We start from the raw sequence: 17309 nt of genomic DNA, 5'->3' as shown, positions 1-17309 counted from the left end.
AATGTGTTGAGCAAGTAGGTGCACAAATTGCTTGCAAACTGCTATGATAAGAGATGGATAAGCGTCAAAAACCTACTATCTGAAATATAACTAAATTGGCGCGAACTTGAAAGGAGCTATCGCTATATGAATATGGATTACGATTTATTTATGCAGGAAATTTTAAAAACAGCACGTGCTGAAATTGAGGCAGCTGGTTATGAACAATTAACAACACCAGAAGCTGTAGAAGAGGCGTTTGCTCGTCCAGGTACAACATTAGTAATGGTGAACTCAGTATGTGGTTGTGCAGGTGGTATCGCTCGTCCAGCAGCAGCACAATGCGTTCATTATGATAAACGTCCAGACCATTTAGTAACAGTGTTTGCAGGGCAAGATAAAGAAGCAACTGCAGCAGCGCGTTACCATTTTGGAGAAGATCATTTACCTTCATCACCATCATTTGTTCTATTAAAAGACGGACAAGTTGTCGCAGAAGTGGGACGCTATGAAATTGAAGGGCATGACCCAATGTCAGTTGTGACAAATTTACAAGCAAACTTTGAAGAATATTGTGACGAGCTTTAAGTCCATTCTTGCATAAGAAAAATAATTTTCAATCAAGTAGAAAAGCCTCATAGATCATGCTATCTATGTAGGCTTCCTACTGATCCTCATGTATAGATAGTTTCATTATTGTTAAAATTTTTGTAATATTGGCTAAATAATTAGCTGAATGAGTGAAGAGTACTAAAGGATGGGAGGCAGTCGGCCTGAAGAAGTTTTCAATCGGCTATCGGACTTTAAAAACAGCAATTGGTGCGGCCATCGCTATTGCCATTGCACAGTATTTTGATTTAGCCTCATATGCATCTGCTGGTATTCTAACCATATTATGTGTGCAGCCAACAAAAAAGAAATCCATTTATGCAGCCTATACACGATTGGTTGCAAGTATTGTAGCAATGCTTTTTGCCTTTGTAAGCTTTGAGTTATTTGCTTACCATCCACTTACACTAGCAGGCATGCTTATATTCTTTATACCTACCATTGTATCTTTAAAGGTTGCGGATGGATTTATCTCCAGTGTCGTAATTATTATGCATATTTACGCTGCTGAAGGTTACTCATTGACACTTGTTTATAATGAATTAGCGTTGATGGCTATCGGTTATGGAACAGGGATTGCCATTAATATGTATATGCCAGACATTCAAAAGGAATTAAATTACTACAGAGTCAAAATAGAGGAACTATATAGTAAGATTTTTTTAGAAATTGCCAGCTATTTACGGCAAGGAGATACGTTGTGGAACGGCCAAGAAATTATCGATGCAATCAAAGCACTAGAAGAGGCTAAATCATTAGCGTTTAAAGATGTTCAAAACCATTTTACAAGACGTAAAAATGATTACTATGTATATTTCGATATGCGAGAGCAGCAGCTAGAAATTATCGAAAGAGTGCTACCCAAAGTGACGACATTACCTGTTATAGTACAAGAGGCTGAAATTGTGGCAGATTTTTTACAAGACCTAGGTGAGCATGTTCATTCGGGGAATACGGCTAGTCATTACCGTGAAAAGCTCGAACATGTTAAGCGCGATTTTTCTCAGCTTCCTTTACCACAAAGCCATGAGCAATTTATCGCTCAGGCAGCCCTCTATCAGTTTATAGAGGAGATGGACAGGTATTTAGAAATAAAGCAGTCATTTAAAGGGTTAAAGGCTAAAAAAGAGCGCCCACAGTAGTGTGGACGCCTCATGCTTTGCCTTAAATTATCATAGATAATCCGAATGCTAGAGATGAGATTAGCATAATTGCGATCATACTATAAATAACGACTTTTTGAAATTTTTTATTACTCATATGCTCGTTCGCTCCTTCTTTTCTTATAAATAGTTTAGCAAATCTGAAAAATTTCTCAAGTAGTAGAGTTTTGACAAAAAAATCTGTAAAATAGAGTATGTACCATAACAGAAGGAGATGTCACCATGGAGAAAGTAGACCATATTGGGATTGCAGTGCGCGATCTTGATGAACGCATTACATATTATACAGAAACTTTAGGCTTAAAGTTGATGAAAGTGGAAGAAGTAGAATCTCAACAGGTTCGTGTGGCATTTATCGATGCAGGGAACGTGAAAATTGAGCTATTAGAACCAATGAGTGATAAAAGTGCCATCCATGGTTTTATTGAAAAACGTGGAGAAGGAATTCATCATGTTGCGTTTGGTGTGACGGGAATTCGTGAACGAATGGCAGAGCTTCGTGAAAAAGGTGTACGTCTCTTATCAGAAGAGCCAGGGCCAGGTGCTGGAGGGGCAGAGGTTGCGTTTATGCATCCTAAATCCTCATTTGGGGTGTTGTATGAATTATGTGATAAAAGTGGAAAAGGGGATAAGTGATTAGTATGGATATGTTCGACAAAATCAATGACTTGTATGACCGTAAAACGGTAATTGAACTTGGTGGGGGCTATGATCGCATCGATAAGCAGCATGAGAAGGGGAAACTTACTGCTCGTGAGCGTATAGACTTGTTGCTAGACGAAGGTACATTTTTCGAAATTAACCCATTTATTACACACCGTACAGTAGACTTCGGCATGGAAAAAATGGAGGGACCTGGTGATGGTGTCGTAACTGGCTTCGGTAAAATTAACGGGCGTCCAGTATACTTATTCTCTCAAGATTTCACAGTGTTTGGTGGGGCACTTGGTGAAATGCATGCGAAAAAAATGGCAACAGTGATGGATTTAGCTGCTAAAAATGGTACACCATTTATCGGCATCAATGACTCAGGCGGTGCACGTATTCAAGAGGGTGTTCTTTCATTAGATGGCTATGGTCATATCTTCTACCGAAATGCCATTTATTCTGGTGTGATTCCGCAAATCTCTGTGATTATGGGACCTTGTGCTGGTGGAGCTGTTTATTCTCCAGCTATTACTGACTTCATTCTAATGGTGGATAAAACATCTCAAATGTTCATTACAGGACCTAAAGTAATCGAAACGGTAACAGGAGAGAAAATTTCTGCTGAAGATTTAGGTGGTTCAAAAGTAAATAATGCGGTCAGTGGGAATGCTCATTTCCGCGCTCCTTCTGAAGAGGCAGCGATTGATGAAATTAAAAAACTATTAAGCTACTTACCACAAAACAATAAAGAAAAGGCACCTCGTCAAGCTAGACCTGAAGGGGATGACTACCGTCCAGAAATCGTGGATACAGTGCCAATCGAAACAACACGTCCATATGATGTACGTAAAGTTGTTGAGCAAGTAGTGGATGAAGGTTCGTTCATGGAAGTACATGCAGAGTTTGCTAAAAACGTAGTAGTCGGTTTTGCACGTATTGCTGGCGAATCAGTTGGACTTGTTTGTAACCAACCAAAAGTTCTTGCTGGTGGCTTAGATATCGATTCTTCTGATAAAGCAGCTCGTTTCATTCGTACTTGTGATGCATACAATATCCCAATCATCACATTTGAAGACGTTTCTGGCTTCTTCCCAGGCGTTAAACAAGAACATGGTGGTATTATTCGTCATGGTGCGAAAATTCTTTATGCTTATTCAGAAGCGACTGTTCCAAAAATTACAGTGATTTTACGTAAAGCTTATGGAGGCGCTTACGTTGCCTTAAACTCGAAATCTATCGGTGCTGACCTTGTATTTGCATGGCCAAATGCTGAAATTGCTGTTATGGGTGCTGCTGGCGCAGCTAACATCATTTTTGCCCGTGAAATTGCAAAATCAGATGACCCAGAAGCAACTCGTGCAGCGAAAATCGAAGAATATAAAGAAAAATTTGCTAACCCATATGTTGCAGCATCTCGCGGTATGGTAGACGACGTAATCGATCCACGAGATACACGTATCAAGCTGATTCAAGGACTTGATATGCTGTCAAACAAACAAGAAACACGTCCAGAGAAAAAGCACGGTAATATTCCTCTATAATAGTAATACAAGCCTAGCAGCTCAAAAGTTGCTAGGTTTTTCATTGTCAAAAAGTGAAACATTTTTCTTTGTCATCCGTACTGATAGATAGGAGGAGTTGAGATGAATGGAATGGCAGCATTTACAAATAGAGCAAGAAAAGATTCATGCACAACTTAGAAAAGCATCTAGATTAAACGAACAAAATCAGTTAATTGATGGGCAAATTAAACATACACAACAGGAAATAGACAATCATACGGCAGCACTCCATCAAATTCGATCCAAACTTGATAAATTGGATGGTTTCTCGTTTATGAATATGATTCGTACGTGGACAGGGCAACAAGATGAACTGAGGGCAGAAAAAATTGATAAGGCGGCAGTACTTGAATTAAAGCTAAATGAAGCAAAGAAAATGCAAAAAGATTTAGCAGAGGACAACGTGCAAGTGATGAATCAGCTAGCCCAAATTGATGAAAATGCGCTTCAGCAATCACTTCAACAGGTCTTTTTTAAAAAGAAGAAGTATTTACAGATTCATGATGCAGCCCAAGCAGAAAGGCTAGAGTATTTAGCACATGAGGAAATGCTAACAAAGCAGCTCATAAGAGAAATTAAAGAGGCGGAGGAAGCAGGAGAAGTAGCTCTTACAAGGCTAGGGCAAGCAGCAGCTTCATTACATTCGGCCAATGGGTATTCCACATGGGATACATTTTTTGGTGGTGGGCTGATTGCTACGCACTTAAAGCATGATGCGCTCGATCAATCTGAAAACTATTTACACAGTGCTCAAATTGCCTTACAACGGTTTCATAATGAATTATTAGATGTTCATGAAATGTCTACGAAATCGTTGCATATTGAAACAGATGGGTTTGTGAAGTTTGCGGATTACTTTTTTGATGATATTTTTTCAGCATGGTCTGTTCATTCTAAAATCTCAACAGCAAGGGAACAGGTCTCACGTGTTCAAGATGATGTACATAATACGATTTGGCGCTTACAGGATAAACATAATAAAGCTGTCAACTACCTACAATCATTAGAAAAAGAAAAAGAGCGTATTTTCAATGACTAAGGAAAGTCTGAGATTTTTCTCAGCTTTTTCATGTTGTTGAAAAAAGATCGTGTCACTAGCAGAAAAAGACCTTTTGGCAAGGTGAGGGTGTGATTTCCGTTCCGCCAGTGTCCTTTTCAGGGGGCGTCCGATGAGCCGCTTCACTCACTGAGTTCGCTCCAGGGTCTCATCTGTGACTAAATCCCCTAGAAGTGACACTGGTGGAACGGAAATCAACGATGTGGCAAAGTGTCTTTTCATTATCTTTCATACTAGCTAGCCGTAGCAATCAAATTAACCCAATATTTGTATAATTAGAGAAAGAATAGACTCTTAATTTCATTGCGAAGAAGTGATTAGTTACAACCCCCCTCCATAAAATGGGTAGTGAGGACCTTCACTTTATTTGAAAACCTTTGCTAAAAAGTTAACATTTTGTAGGTTGGAGCGGGAGGCTACTTGATTCCCGTGGGATAGCGAGACAGGCGAGCCCTGCACGAAGCGGCTCGGCGCTCGCCCACAGGAAAGCAAGTAGCCTGCAACGGAAACCATTTTCACCTTTCAAAAAATTCTATTGATGGTTTTGTTCTTTAACACTATGGGAAAGTCTGAGATTTTTCTCAGACTTTTTATTTTGGTAGTATTGTTCAATGATTTCAACTCTTCTGACGTTGTGCTAAAATAATACGTATACTATAACGTGGAAATACACGTAAACTAAGGGAGTTTTACAACATGACAAGTCGTTTAGTAGAAGAGTTTTTTGAGCTCGTACAAATTGATTCAGAAACAAAACATGAACAACTAATAGCACCAATTCTTGTAGATAAGTTGACTGCACTTGGATTTTCAGTGATTCAAGACGATGCACATACGCGTAATGGACATGGGGCAGGTAATATTATTGCCACATTAAAGGGCACATTGGATGTAGAGCCAATCTATTTCACTTCTCATATGGATACTGTTGTTCCAGGGAAAGGCATCAAACCGTCTTTACGTGAAGATGGCTATATCGTATCAGATGGTACAACCATTTTAGGTGCCGATGATAAAGCAGGTCTAGCTGCTCTATTTGAGATGGTCAAACGTTTGAAAGAGCAAAATATTGCACATGGCGATATTGAATTTATTATTACGGCTGGTGAAGAAAGTGGCCTTGTTGGCGCTAAAGAGTTAGATCCAGCGAACATTAAAGCAAAATATGGATTTGCGGTTGATAGCGATGGCAAAGTTGGTGGTATCGTGACAGCAGCACCATTCCAAGCGAAAATTTTCACAAAGATTATTGGAAAAACGGCACATGCAGGAGTTGCTCCTGAAAAGGGTATTTCGGCCATAACAGTCGCATCAAAATGCATTGCTCAAATGAAACTAGGTCGTTTAGACGAAGAAACGACTGCAAATATTGGGCGTTTTGAAGGTGGACAAGCGACGAATATTGTTTGTGACGAAGTGACAATCCTTGCAGAAGCACGCTCTATAGACAAAGCTAAATTGGATGCGCAAACAAAGCATATGCAAGATACGTTTGAACAAGTATCTGCTTCGTTAGGCGCACGTGCAGAGGTAGAAGTGAAGCTAATGTATCCAGGCTTCCGTGTAACGGAATCTGATAAAGTAGTTCAGGTAGCTATGGCTGCTGCACGCAATGTTGATCGTACACCGACACTAGGCATTTCTGGTGGAGGCTCAGATGCAAACGTTATCGCAGGTTTTGGCATTCCTACAGTTAATTTATCTGTTGGATACGAGGATATCCATACAACGAATGAAAAAATACCAGTAGAAGAGCTTGAAAAATTAGCAGATTTGCTAGTAGAAATCGTCAAAGAATCGGCAAAAAACTAACAGTCGAATAAGGATGTGACCCTATGGAAAGTGTCAAAGCAGTCGTTTTTGCTTGTGGGACAGAGGAGTATGCTGTGCCTGTGGAGCAAGCGATTTCAATTGAAAAATTAGAGCAAGTAACACCTATTCCTCATTTACCTAACTATCTTCTAGGCTTTACAAGAATTCGCGGTGAGCTTGTACCTGTTCTTGATTTTGAACGCATACTGTACAATCGTTCATCGAATACAGCAACCGCACGTATCATTGTGTTGAATACTGATGTGGTTAATTATGGATTACTTGTTACAGAAGCACGAGAAATTCTTGATTTCGATGAATCAGTACTTCAGCAATTGGGTCTAGTCAATTATAGTAAAACGCGTTATTTTACAGCGGTAGCTAATCTTGAAAATCGTATGATAACATATGTTGATCCAAAAATACTGGTTAATTCATTAGAGGGCATTAGGGAAATTATCAATTATTTACACAAAATGCTTGAAAATGAAAAGGAAAACGTAGAGGCATAAGTACTCTACGTTTTTTTATGTTTGAATAGTAAATTTAACCTGTATTTTGTCGTTTTTACCTGATCATACATGTGACAATTATGCATTATACCTACAGACAAACCATTGCTAACCGCGTATGATAATGATTAAGAAAAAACTGAAAAAGGCAAACTTCATCGAAAGGGAGGGGCGCCAAGCTATGAGTCAAAACACTATAATTTAGTGCATGATTGTCAGGTTGCCAGGTTCTGTTCTAGGAGCCGTGGCGAGTAGAATGGAGTTAGTTCGTATGAAGAGACAATTAAAAGTATGGACCGCACTAATCGTCATTATGATTAGTTCATTAGCTTTATCAAGTGGAAAGGTTGATGCAATGGCTATACAGGGAAAGGCTACGTGGCTGTGGGATACATCCCTTATCATGGATGATCAAGAAAAAATATTATTATTTTTAGAACATAATGATGTCAATAAAGTTTATCTGCAAATCGATCAAGGCATAGCGAGCGATAACTATAAGCATTTTATTAGTAGCGCTTTTGACAAAGGTATACGCATTTATGCATTGGATGGTGCTGCAAGCTGGGTTTCAGCTGAGGGTAGTCGAAGCCAAGAAAAATTGTTTAATTGGTTACATACATATAATGAGAATTCAACTGAATCTGAGCGATTTTCTGGGGTTCACCTTGATGTAGAACCTTATTTAAATAGTGGATGGAGCTTACATCAAGCACAAACGATAGAATCCTATCAAACACTAATAATGAAAGCAAGTGAGAAAGCAAGTCAGTTACAACTTACTTTAGAAGTAGATATGCCATTTTGGTTTGATGAAGTTCAGTATTATAATGCATTTGGAAAAGGGTTATTAGCTGATTGGGTCATTGACCATGTGGATAGTGTGACGATCATGGCCTATCGTGATGCTGCAAAAGATATTATCTCTATTGTAGAACATGAAATCGCTTATGCTTCCACTGTGAACAAATCAATTGTAATTGGTGTAGAAACAGGCGCTTCAGAGGAAGGGGAAAATATTACTTTTTATGATAATGGAGAAGCCTTTATGAATGAACAGCTTATACTTGTTCAGCAACATTTTTCAAATAATGATGCTTTTCATGGAGTAGCCATTCATTATGTGGAGAATTGGATGACCATGCGTCCATAAAAAAAGTCCTTCCAGTGTTAAACTGGAAGGGCTTTTCTATTGGTATTAGGACAGTCGACCACTGTAGTCCTCGAATTTAAATTCTCGAATGACTTTAATACCTTCTTCATCATTATAAGAAACGATAGATGGTAGGTTGACACCGTTAAACATATGGTTTTTAACCATTGAATAATGAGCCATATCTGTGAATACAAGACGATCACCTGGTTTTAATGGCTGTTCAAACGAATAATCGCCAATCACATCACCAGCTAGACATGTTAGCCCGCCTAAGCGATATGTGTGTGCTAATTCATTTGCTTGTCCAGAACCAATAATCATTGGACGGTAAGGCATTTCAAGTACATCAGGCATGTGACATGTTGCTGATGTATCTAAAATAGCAAGATCCATTCCATTTTCTTGAATATCTAGCACTGTTGCTACTAAATAGCCTGTATTAAGGGCTACTGCTTCACCTGGCTCAAGATAAACAAGCAGGTTATACTTCTCTTGAATATAATTAATGATGTTCACAAGTTTTTCTACATCATAATCATCACGTGTAATATGGTGACCGCCACCGAAGTTTAACCATTTCATTTGGTGTAAAACATCACCAAATTTTTCCTCAACTACTTGAATAATACGCTCTAATGTATCCGAATTTTGTTCACACATCGCATGGAAGTGTAAGCCATCGATACCGTCAAGCTGTGATTTATCAAAGTTAGCCAATGTTGTACCAAGGCGAGAGTTTGTGTAGCAAGGATCGTAAAGGGCTGTTTCAATTTCAGAGTATTCAGGATTCACGCGAATACCACATTCAATTGTTTTACCAGCAGATTTCACTTTATCCTTGAACTGAGCCCATTGGTTAAATGAGTTAAATACGATGTGATCCACATAGCCTAGAAGCTCGTCCATTTCATGCTCAATATAAGCAGGTGCATAAACGTGAACTTCTTTGCCCATTTTTTCATAGCCAAGACGTGCCTCATGCAGTGAGCTAGCTGTAATGCCTGCTAAATATTCCCCTACTAGTGGGAATGTTGAATGCATAGAGAAGCCTTTAAGGGCTAATAAAATGCGGCAGCCTGTTCGATCTTGAATTGATTTTAAAAGCTCAAGATTCTTTATTAATAATCGCTCATCCACTACATAAGAAGGGGATGGAACTTTTGAAAAATCAATTGGTTTCATCGGCTTATTTCCTTTGCATCTAAATCAAGGTCTAATAATTCTGGGTTATGGCTTTCTTGCCATGGTAGACCCCATTTATTTAGTGCATCCATGAATGGATCTGGATTGAAATCTTCCACATTCCATACACCTGGTTTACGCCATTCACCGTTCATCACAAGCATTGCACCGATCATAGCTGGTACGCCAGTTGTGTAAGAAATCGCTTGTGAACCAACCTCGTTGTAGCACTCTTCGTGGTCACATACGTTGTACACATAGTACGTTTTTTCTTTGCCATCTTTTAGACCGCGAATGATACAACCAATGTTTGTTTTACCTTTTGTACGTGGTCCAAGTGAAGCTGGATCTGGTAATACCGCTTTAAGGAAGTGGATTGGTTGAATCATTTGCCCTTCAAATTCGATTGGCTCAATTGATGTCATACCTACATTTTCTAATACTTTTAAGTGTGTTAGGTATTTTTCAGAGAACGTCATCCAGAAACGGATTTGTTTTAAACCTTTGATATTTTTTGCAAGTGATTCTAGCTCTTCATGGTATAGAAGGTAAATATCTTTTGGTCCGATTTCAGGTAGGTTATACACTTCTTTTTTCTCAAGTGGTGCTGTTTCAATCCACTCGCCTTCTTTCCAGTAACGACCATTCGCTGTAATTTCACGAATGTTAATTTCTGGGTTGAAGTTTGTTGCGAAATGATATCCATGATCTCCCGCATTGGCATCCACGATATCGATATAGTGGATTTCATCAAATTCATGTTTTTGTGCATGAGCTGTGAAAACGCCTGTTACACCTGGGTCAAAACCGCTTCCAAGTAATGCAGTTAAGCCAGCTTTTTCAAACTTCTCTTTATAAGCCCATTGCCATTTATATTCAAATTTTGCCGTTTCAGGTGGCTCGTAGTTTGCAGTATCCACATAGTGCACACCTGTCGCTAAGCAAGCATCCATAATCGTTAAGTCCTGATAAGGTAAAGCCACGTTAATCACTACATCTGGTCCGAAAGCTTTAATAAGCTCAATAACCTCTTCTGTATTGTCTGCGTCTACCTGTGCAGTATGAATTTTTGTTTTTCCGCCGTCTAGTTTTTCTTTTAGAGCGTCACATTTTGAAACAGTTCTACTTGCGATACAAATTTCCTCAAATACGTCCGAATTTTGAACACACTTGTGTACCACAACACTGGCAACTCCGCCAGCTCCGATAATCAATGCTTTACCCAATTGTCTACCCCCAAGTTCATATAAAGTATTGTCAAACAAGCTGATTATACAGAAAATTGATATACTACTCAATCATTGTTTTAAAATTTTCTACAAAAAATTTTATTTTTCTACAACAATTAGACGTATATGGAGGGGAATACCTCGGAAAAGAAGGGAATCATGAATAAATCTACAACGTCATTTTAGTAAAAATAGAGGGAAATAGCTGTTGTATATACCCAAATAGATGGTGAAGTTTCATCACAATTCATCCTAGATTTTACGACATCAAGTAAATAATTGTCTAAATGAAAGTTATGACATATTTTCTCTCCCGATTGACTATTTGATTCCTGCTCCTAAATCATTTCTACTGACCTTACATAAAAAAATCCCTCTACCTATAGAAAGGGAAGGAACAGGAAACACATTAAACGTGCTACAGGTATCTGTGTAATGGAAAATGATGCATATTATTTCAGAAAACGATTGGATACTTGTTGTTTTTCTTCCCCCCATATATAGAAGAAAACCACAAGCAAAGTACTAAAAAAACCCACCACAAGAGCATACGTACTGAGGGCTACTCCCACTTGACTTTGCATGGCATAAATAAAAATGGCCCCTATTGTTAACAAGTTTCCTGTAACAATCGATATAAGATGAAAGCGTTTATTCATAGCAAGCCCTCCTATTAGATGAATTGGTAATGCTCAGGATTTAAGATAATTAACTTCAATTATCGCACAATTCAGAACTTATTCCAATGTTTTTATCTTACTAGAATGATTAAAGATGCTTTTTTAATACATCTTTTTGTAGTATGATGAAAAACAAAAGGAATATTCATAGATTATTACAAGAAAGGGGAGAGGATGGATCGTGAAATTACGCAATTCATTAACTTTTCAACTTGGGACGATTATCGCTGGTATTTTAGTGGTGATGCTAGGGATTACTTCGTTCGCTACATACATAACTGCTTACAATAAACTTTATGATGCTGCTGGTGTTGAGGCCTATGGCTGTGCCAATATTACGACAGGTTTGCTCGATCCACAACAATTGGACAAGGCCATTCAAGGCGATAAGGCTGTACAGGAAAGCATCGGGAACGATTTGAACTGGACAACAGGTCATAAAGATATTTTCCAAACGCAATATATAGTATCATTGGATGGCACATTATTAGCGCTTGATGATCATTTGGCTGAAAAAGGCTATGCCCCTGGTGATCAATTTTATTTAGATAAAGAAGCTATTGATATGTTGCTTACACATAAGCATCCAACATACTCACAGCCTTATACTTATGCAGGGATGGACCGTTTATCTGGCTATGCCCCTATTTTTAAAGACCATGATTCCAGTAAAGAGATTATTGCCATTAGTGTCATCGACTTTGATGCCAATATCGTGAAGGAGCGAACATGGGATGTTGTACGAAATGGGATTTTAATTAGTATTTTCCCTATGCTAATTGCTTCTATCATCACAGGCTTTTTAATCCGTCGTAAAGTAAGACCGATTAGTGTGCTGATTCAGCAGGCGAAAGAAATAGCCAATGGTAATTTAGCTGTACCTGAAACAAAAATTAACAGTAAAGATGAAGTAGCAGATTTAGCCAATACATTAAATCGAATGACAGCTAATTTACAAAATATGATTATGACGATGCGATCCACTTCTAATACTTTAACGAATAACGCAGATGAAACCGCTTCCACTTTGAACGATATGAGCAATACCATTCAAGGTGTCACCAATAATATCGAAGAGGTAACAAGTGCCGTGACGGCAGGGATGCACCATGCTGAAAATGCGACAGATGTTCTTACTTCTTTAGCGCAGGACCTTCAAAAGATTCAAAGCAATGCCAATAACAGTGCCGATAATGCTCGACAAACGATGGAATTAGCAACAGAGGGTGAGCGACTAGCAAAAGATATAAGCAATGATATGGCATTAATTCACAGCGGATCAGGTGAGGTACGACAAACAGTAGAAAACCTGGTTACATCTGCAACCAAAATTCAAACCATTACAACGTCTATTGCGAACATCGCATCACAAACAAATTTGCTAGCACTGAATGCTTCCATTGAAGCGGCTAGAGCAGGGGAGCATGGTAAAGGCTTTGCTATTGTTGCTGAGGAAGTACGGAAGCTTGCTGAGCAATCTAATCAAGAGGTATTGCAAGTTGAACAGCTTATTCAGGATATAATGAAGCATGTGCAGCAGGTCATGTCATCTACGAATGATAATACGCAATATATTGAAAAAGGAACAGAGACAGTGCGTCTAACAGCACAATCTTTAGGAAATATTTCGACAGCAGTGGCTGCAACAGTAGAAGAAATGATTACCATTTCTAATGCTATGACCGCTGAAAATCAAAAATCTACACGTATTGTGCAAATGATTCAACAATTAACAGAATCTATTCGTGATATAGAAGAAACGATGAATATGATTACTGTCGCAGCGCAGCAAACAACTGCAAGCATTGATGAGGTGGCACAAGGCTCTAATGAAACAAATCACATGGCACACACACTCGAACAGCATGTAAAGGCGTTTAAATTAAAAGAATAATAGAAAGATTAGGACATGTTGGCTTTTGCTTATACTACTTAAATGGTAAACTAGCAATAAGATTTTTCTTTTGCGAAGGTGAGGATTTTAATGGTGGTAAAACAAATGAACGAGCAAGTTCAACAAGTCAATGACTTATTTTTGAGTGGTCAAGTAAAGGAAAGTTATCAACTAGCTAAAGAAATATTGGGCAATGTTACAGCGATCGAAGAAGAGGCCTATCAAGTCATTCAGCAGCATGTGGCAATGCTAGAGGCAAATGGGTATGCAAATATGCCTCAGCCTACTGACGACAAAGTAAAGCAAAATGTGGAACGAACAGATGGCTCGTATCCAGAACGAGATGTTCTCGCAGCTTATATAGGTAGTCAGGATGATGAGCAATTTGGTAAAGTGGTCGATGAATTATTAGCAGGACCTTTAGAAGCGCAGGCGAACGCCTATTATACAATGGCGGAATATTATGTCCTTGCAAAAGAACAGGATAAGGCATCCGTACAATATGCGGAGGCAATCAAATTGCAGCCCAATAAGGCATTGTATTGGGGAGCATTTGCACAGTTTTTAAATCGTCACGAAGGTAGCCCATATTTGGCATTAAGACTGATTGAAGAAGCAATACTCCTAGATGGAATGAACCCTCGTTGGCACTATATTCAAGGTAATATATTTTTTCAGCTAGTAGCAGCGACAAAAAATTTAAGCTATTTACCTGCCTTGGAAGAAGCATGGGAGAAAGCTAAAAAACGTTGTACAGCTAAGCAGGTCACATTGAAATTGGATTTGGAGAAGTCAAAAGATTTGTTAGCGCAATGGAAAAAGCAAATGCTCTAACAGGTAAAAAGACATGTAACTTTTAATAATTATTTCCTTTCAAGTATAATTATGCTATAGTGAAACCATAAACGGACGTATGAAGCTTATCGATGACATGAAAGAAGTGTTTTTTTGAGTTTATATGTAGCGTATGTATTGGTAGGACTTGCCATTGCCATGCCTGTAGGAGCTATTACAGTAGAAATGACAAAGCAAGGACTCAAAAATGGTTTTATGCACGGCTGGGCTGTTGGGCTTGGTGGTATGACCATTGATATTGTATTGGTTTTTGCTCTGTATATGGGACTAGCCTCCATCTTGGCTATGCCTATGATTCAACTCCCTATGTGGATTATTGGAGCGGGCTTTTTATTCTTGTTAGGCTATGATTCTATCAAGAACGCTGACCATGATATTACATTGGCAGGAGAAAAAGTAACCAAATCGTTTTTTGCCTCTTATTTTAACGGCTTACTAGTGGCCATTTCACCTGGTAATCTCGTTTTTTGGGTCAACGTATTTGGTGTGGTGCTAGCAAAATCTTATGGACAAGGGGAGTCAACGAGCTTTTTAATTATTGCTGCTGGTGTTTTAAGTGGAATTTTACTCCACGATATCGGTTTACTGACCATTATCTCGGTTACTCGTAAAGCTATGAATCGGAAGATGATTAGGACATTTACAATTGTCGCAGGCTTCTTATTGATTGGTTTTGCTTGTTATTTTATCTATGAATTTATACAAGGAATTAAGATTTATATATGAAAAGTGCGATCCCTAAAGATCGCACTTTTTTTATTGCGCAATAGCCTCGGTATGCTCTTTTATACAAGCTAAAATTTCTTCTGCTACTTCATGCGCTAATGCTAGTTCTGAAGTAAAGCCAACACAAGAACAATTCATCTCACCTAAAATATAGCAATCCTCTCCGTCTTCATTGGTATCTAGCATAAAGTCAGCTGTCCAGATAAGCGGTAAATCATAATTACCTAGTAGGTTTGTTATTTGAGGGAGCTGCTTTAAAAAGTTTTGTACCAGCTCTTGCCAGTCTTCAGGCTTGTCATAGCGGTATTGAGCGCCAGAGAATAGAGTTGCGCTAAAGGCATCCTCGGTAGCAGCTGGTTTTTTATGTACGACATGTACGGGATGATCGCGCAACATGAATAAGCGAATTTCGCCTTCTGTAATCCTTGGAAGAAAGCGCATATCGATTAACATACCATTCGTCCCCGTAATATACTGCTCACAAAATGTCATAAAGTCGCCAAGCTGCCAATATTCTACATGATTATCTTTTGCTTCAGTACATTTGATTTGGGCATCAAGTGGCACTTCAGTGATACCCTCTGCTAGCGGTTCCACTAATTTTACACGCCAAATACCTTCGCCAGTTGAACCACGATTTTGCTTTAAAACACGCTCTGTTAAGGCTAAGGAAGTAGGGAATTGTTTTTTGAATGCTTCGATTGTGTAGTAGGCAAATGTATCATCAGGTACTAAATTCGTTGTCGTCAGTTTTGATAATACGTCTTTTGAACCATAGCTAATCATGGCGTCTGGATGTGGCATCCCTATAACGCCATCTTGGCATAGCTCTCGTAGCATAGCAAAGTACTCTTCCTCATGCTGTAAGTTACCTGGGTTAATGCGAGATACATAGGCAACACCATATTCCTTCACGTAGTGAAAGATTTCCTGCTTTTTTGTGATATCAAAGAAGAGTACCTCTGCATCCTGTCCACGTTGCTGTAGTGCTTCTACCATTGGCATTGTATCTGGGCGATAGCCATCTGGTCCTTTATCTGTGCCGCCTTCCACCTCGAAAAAAATAACTTTTTTATCCATAAAATACCTCCTTCTATTTGTTATTATGTACAGTATAGTAGACAAATAAGGAGAAAAGATAGATGAAATATGTAAATTTTATGTATAAATTCATATATTACTATCTCGGTAATAGGAGGTATTGACTATCAAAATCCATAATTATCTTAATTTTCTGTTTTTAATGCTGCTTTTTCTGAAATACTGTAAGATATAAAATCATAAGAAGAATTAGCAGTGTACCAATAAATTGATAGCCACCAAAAGCAATTTTTAACCACCAAACACTTGTGATGACAGCCATTAATGGTTCAAGACTACCTAGTAGGCTTGACTCCTTTGGTGAAAGATAGTGCAAGCTAGCAATATAAAACCAAAAAGCGAGCATTGTCCCAAAAATAACAATAAAGAGAAAATAGGCAATGGTTGAAAACGACCAATCTGATAGATCGATAGCCCATGGTGGGTGAGCTATACTCATTACTATACCACCGAGGATCATCGACCAGCCGACAACTAGTAATGAATGGAATTGCTGTAAAAGTGGTACGGCATAAATGGTATAGAATGCAACAGAAAGACCCGATAAGATACCCCACAACACAGCCATAAAAGGAACGGACAATGTTGAAAAAGAACCGTTTGTTAATAATAAAAAGGTCCCCACAAGTGTAAGTGACACAGCTATACCATCCTGCTTTGTCAATGGACTTTGCCTCGTTAGAAAATAATAAGCCATGATAAACAGTGGTGCTAAATATTGCAATAATGTGGCTACAGCTGAATTACCAATAGCGATTGACATCATATAGGTATATTGGACAGCAAGCATACCGAGTATGCTAAATAAAATTTGTCTAAAAGCATTTTGCTTTGTGCGCCATATGACGAAAATGGATTCATGCCGATGGGTCATTTTATAAATAGCAATTAGTAACAGACCTGCTAAAAGTAAACGACTAGAAACAAGCCAGCCGACCTCTAAATTGTCCTGCTGAAATAATCGTTGGGCAACGGTCCCTCCGATTCCCCAGAAACTTGCTCCAAGAATAACTAGTAGAAAGCCCAGTGTACGTTTATTTTGAATAATTTGATTCATCTGTTTACATCTCCTAAACTATCAATATATGATGATTATAAAGTGATGAAATGGAAATAAATATCGATTTAATCCAATAAAATATCA

17 protein-coding genes and 1 riboswitch are annotated in these 17309 nt (G+C 38.5%); of the genes, 11 read left to right on the top strand and 6 right to left on the bottom strand.

Going from position 1 to position 17309, the window contains the following annotated elements:
• Positions 1-126: 126 nt before the first annotated feature.
• Complete coding sequence (locus JIN86_RS02280; protein ID WP_004231203.1) at positions 127-567, top strand: BrxA/BrxB family bacilliredoxin; 441 nt, start codon at positions 127-129, stop codon at positions 565-567.
• Between the two features lie 152 nt (positions 568-719).
• Positions 720-1730: an aromatic acid exporter family protein gene (locus JIN86_RS02275; RefSeq protein WP_009370217.1), complete on the top strand. Its 1011-nt coding sequence runs from the start codon at positions 720-722 to the stop codon at positions 1728-1730.
• A gap of 22 nt (positions 1731-1752) precedes the next feature.
• On the opposite strand, the gene prli42 is transcribed toward JIN86_RS02275, so the two are convergent.
• Positions 1753-1848 carry a stressosome-associated protein Prli42 gene (gene prli42 / locus JIN86_RS23725; RefSeq protein ID WP_009370219.1) on the bottom strand — a complete coding sequence of 32 codons (96 nt, stop codon included), beginning with the start codon at positions 1846-1848 and terminating at the stop codon, positions 1753-1755.
• 125 nt (positions 1849-1973) lie between these two features.
• Between prli42 and mce the strand changes: the two genes are divergently transcribed.
• From mce to JIN86_RS02240, 6 genes are all read left to right on the top strand, one after another.
• Entirely contained in the window at positions 1974-2387 is a 414-nt protein-coding gene (mce, locus tag JIN86_RS02265) for a methylmalonyl-CoA epimerase (RefSeq protein ID WP_004231207.1), read from the top strand.
• 5 nt (positions 2388-2392) lie between these two features.
• Positions 2393-3940 carry an acyl-CoA carboxylase subunit beta gene (locus tag JIN86_RS02260; protein ID WP_202341188.1) on the top strand — a complete coding sequence of 516 codons (1548 nt, stop codon included), beginning with the start codon at positions 2393-2395 and terminating at the stop codon, positions 3938-3940.
• A 106-nt stretch (positions 3941-4046) separates the two neighbouring features.
• Positions 4047-5000 carry a hypothetical protein gene (locus JIN86_RS02255; protein WP_202341187.1) on the top strand — a complete coding sequence of 318 codons (954 nt, stop codon included), beginning with the start codon at positions 4047-4049 and terminating at the stop codon, positions 4998-5000.
• Positions 5001-5714: 714 nt separating this feature from the next.
• Positions 5715-6830, top strand: coding sequence for a M20/M25/M40 family metallo-hydrolase (locus JIN86_RS02250; protein WP_202341186.1), 1116 nt, complete (start codon positions 5715-5717; stop codon positions 6828-6830).
• A 23-nt stretch (positions 6831-6853) separates the two neighbouring features.
• Positions 6854-7342, top strand: a complete 489-nt coding sequence (locus JIN86_RS02245; RefSeq protein WP_048392313.1) for a chemotaxis protein CheW — start codon at positions 6854-6856, stop codon at positions 7340-7342.
• A 137-nt stretch (positions 7343-7479) separates the two neighbouring features.
• Positions 7480-7570: riboswitch (cyclic di-GMP riboswitch) on the top strand.
• Positions 7571-7613: 43 nt separating this feature from the next.
• Positions 7614-8495, top strand: a complete 882-nt coding sequence (locus tag JIN86_RS02240) for an amidase (RefSeq protein WP_237497100.1) — start codon at positions 7614-7616, stop codon at positions 8493-8495.
• Between the two features lie 45 nt (positions 8496-8540).
• On the opposite strand, the gene nspC is transcribed toward JIN86_RS02240, so the two are convergent.
• From nspC to JIN86_RS02225, 3 genes are all read right to left on the bottom strand, one after another.
• The gene (gene nspC, locus JIN86_RS02235) at positions 8541-9680 is read right to left on the bottom strand and encodes a carboxynorspermidine decarboxylase (protein ID WP_202341184.1); all 1140 of its coding nucleotides are present in this window, start codon (positions 9678-9680) and stop codon (positions 8541-8543) included.
• Entirely contained in the window at positions 9677-10906 is a 1230-nt protein-coding gene (locus tag JIN86_RS02230; RefSeq protein WP_036076596.1) for a saccharopine dehydrogenase family protein, read from the bottom strand. Before JIN86_RS02230 ends, nspC begins: the two co-directional genes overlap by 4 nt.
• A 455-nt stretch (positions 10907-11361) precedes the next feature.
• Positions 11362-11568: a hypothetical protein gene (locus JIN86_RS02225; protein WP_202341183.1), complete on the bottom strand. Its 207-nt coding sequence runs from the start codon at positions 11566-11568 to the stop codon at positions 11362-11364.
• A gap of 202 nt (positions 11569-11770) precedes the next feature.
• Here JIN86_RS02225 and JIN86_RS02220 point away from each other — a divergent pair, with 202 nt between their 5' ends.
• From JIN86_RS02220 to JIN86_RS02210, 3 genes are all read left to right on the top strand, one after another.
• Positions 11771-13483 (top strand): methyl-accepting chemotaxis protein, encoded by a 1713-nt coding sequence (locus JIN86_RS02220; RefSeq protein WP_202341182.1) that lies wholly within the window; start codon positions 11771-11773, stop codon positions 13481-13483.
• Between the two features lie 90 nt (positions 13484-13573).
• On the top strand, positions 13574-14317 hold the full coding sequence (locus JIN86_RS02215) for a tetratricopeptide repeat protein (RefSeq protein ID WP_004231227.1): 744 nt from the start codon (positions 13574-13576) through the stop codon (positions 14315-14317).
• A gap of 114 nt (positions 14318-14431) precedes the next feature.
• On the top strand, positions 14432-15064 hold the full coding sequence (locus tag JIN86_RS02210; RefSeq protein ID WP_004231229.1) for a LysE family translocator: 633 nt from the start codon (positions 14432-14434) through the stop codon (positions 15062-15064).
• A 30-nt stretch (positions 15065-15094) separates the two neighbouring features.
• Here the strand turns inward: JIN86_RS02210 and JIN86_RS02205 are convergent, their stop codons facing one another.
• Positions 15095-16144 carry a Cj0069 family protein gene (locus JIN86_RS02205; protein ID WP_202341181.1) on the bottom strand — a complete coding sequence of 350 codons (1050 nt, stop codon included), beginning with the start codon at positions 16142-16144 and terminating at the stop codon, positions 15095-15097.
• 160 nt (positions 16145-16304) lie between these two features.
• Positions 16305-17222 (bottom strand): DMT family transporter, encoded by a 918-nt coding sequence (locus JIN86_RS02200; RefSeq protein WP_202341180.1) that lies wholly within the window; start codon positions 17220-17222, stop codon positions 16305-16307.
• Positions 17223-17309: the final 87 nt, after the last annotated feature.

This window comes from Lysinibacillus sp. HST-98 (assembly GCF_016757845.1).
Lineage (GTDB): Bacteria > Bacillota > Bacilli > Bacillales_A > Planococcaceae > Lysinibacillus > Lysinibacillus capsici.
The sequence above is the reverse complement of the archived record's forward strand: the minus strand, read 5'-3'. Positions and strand labels throughout refer to the sequence as shown.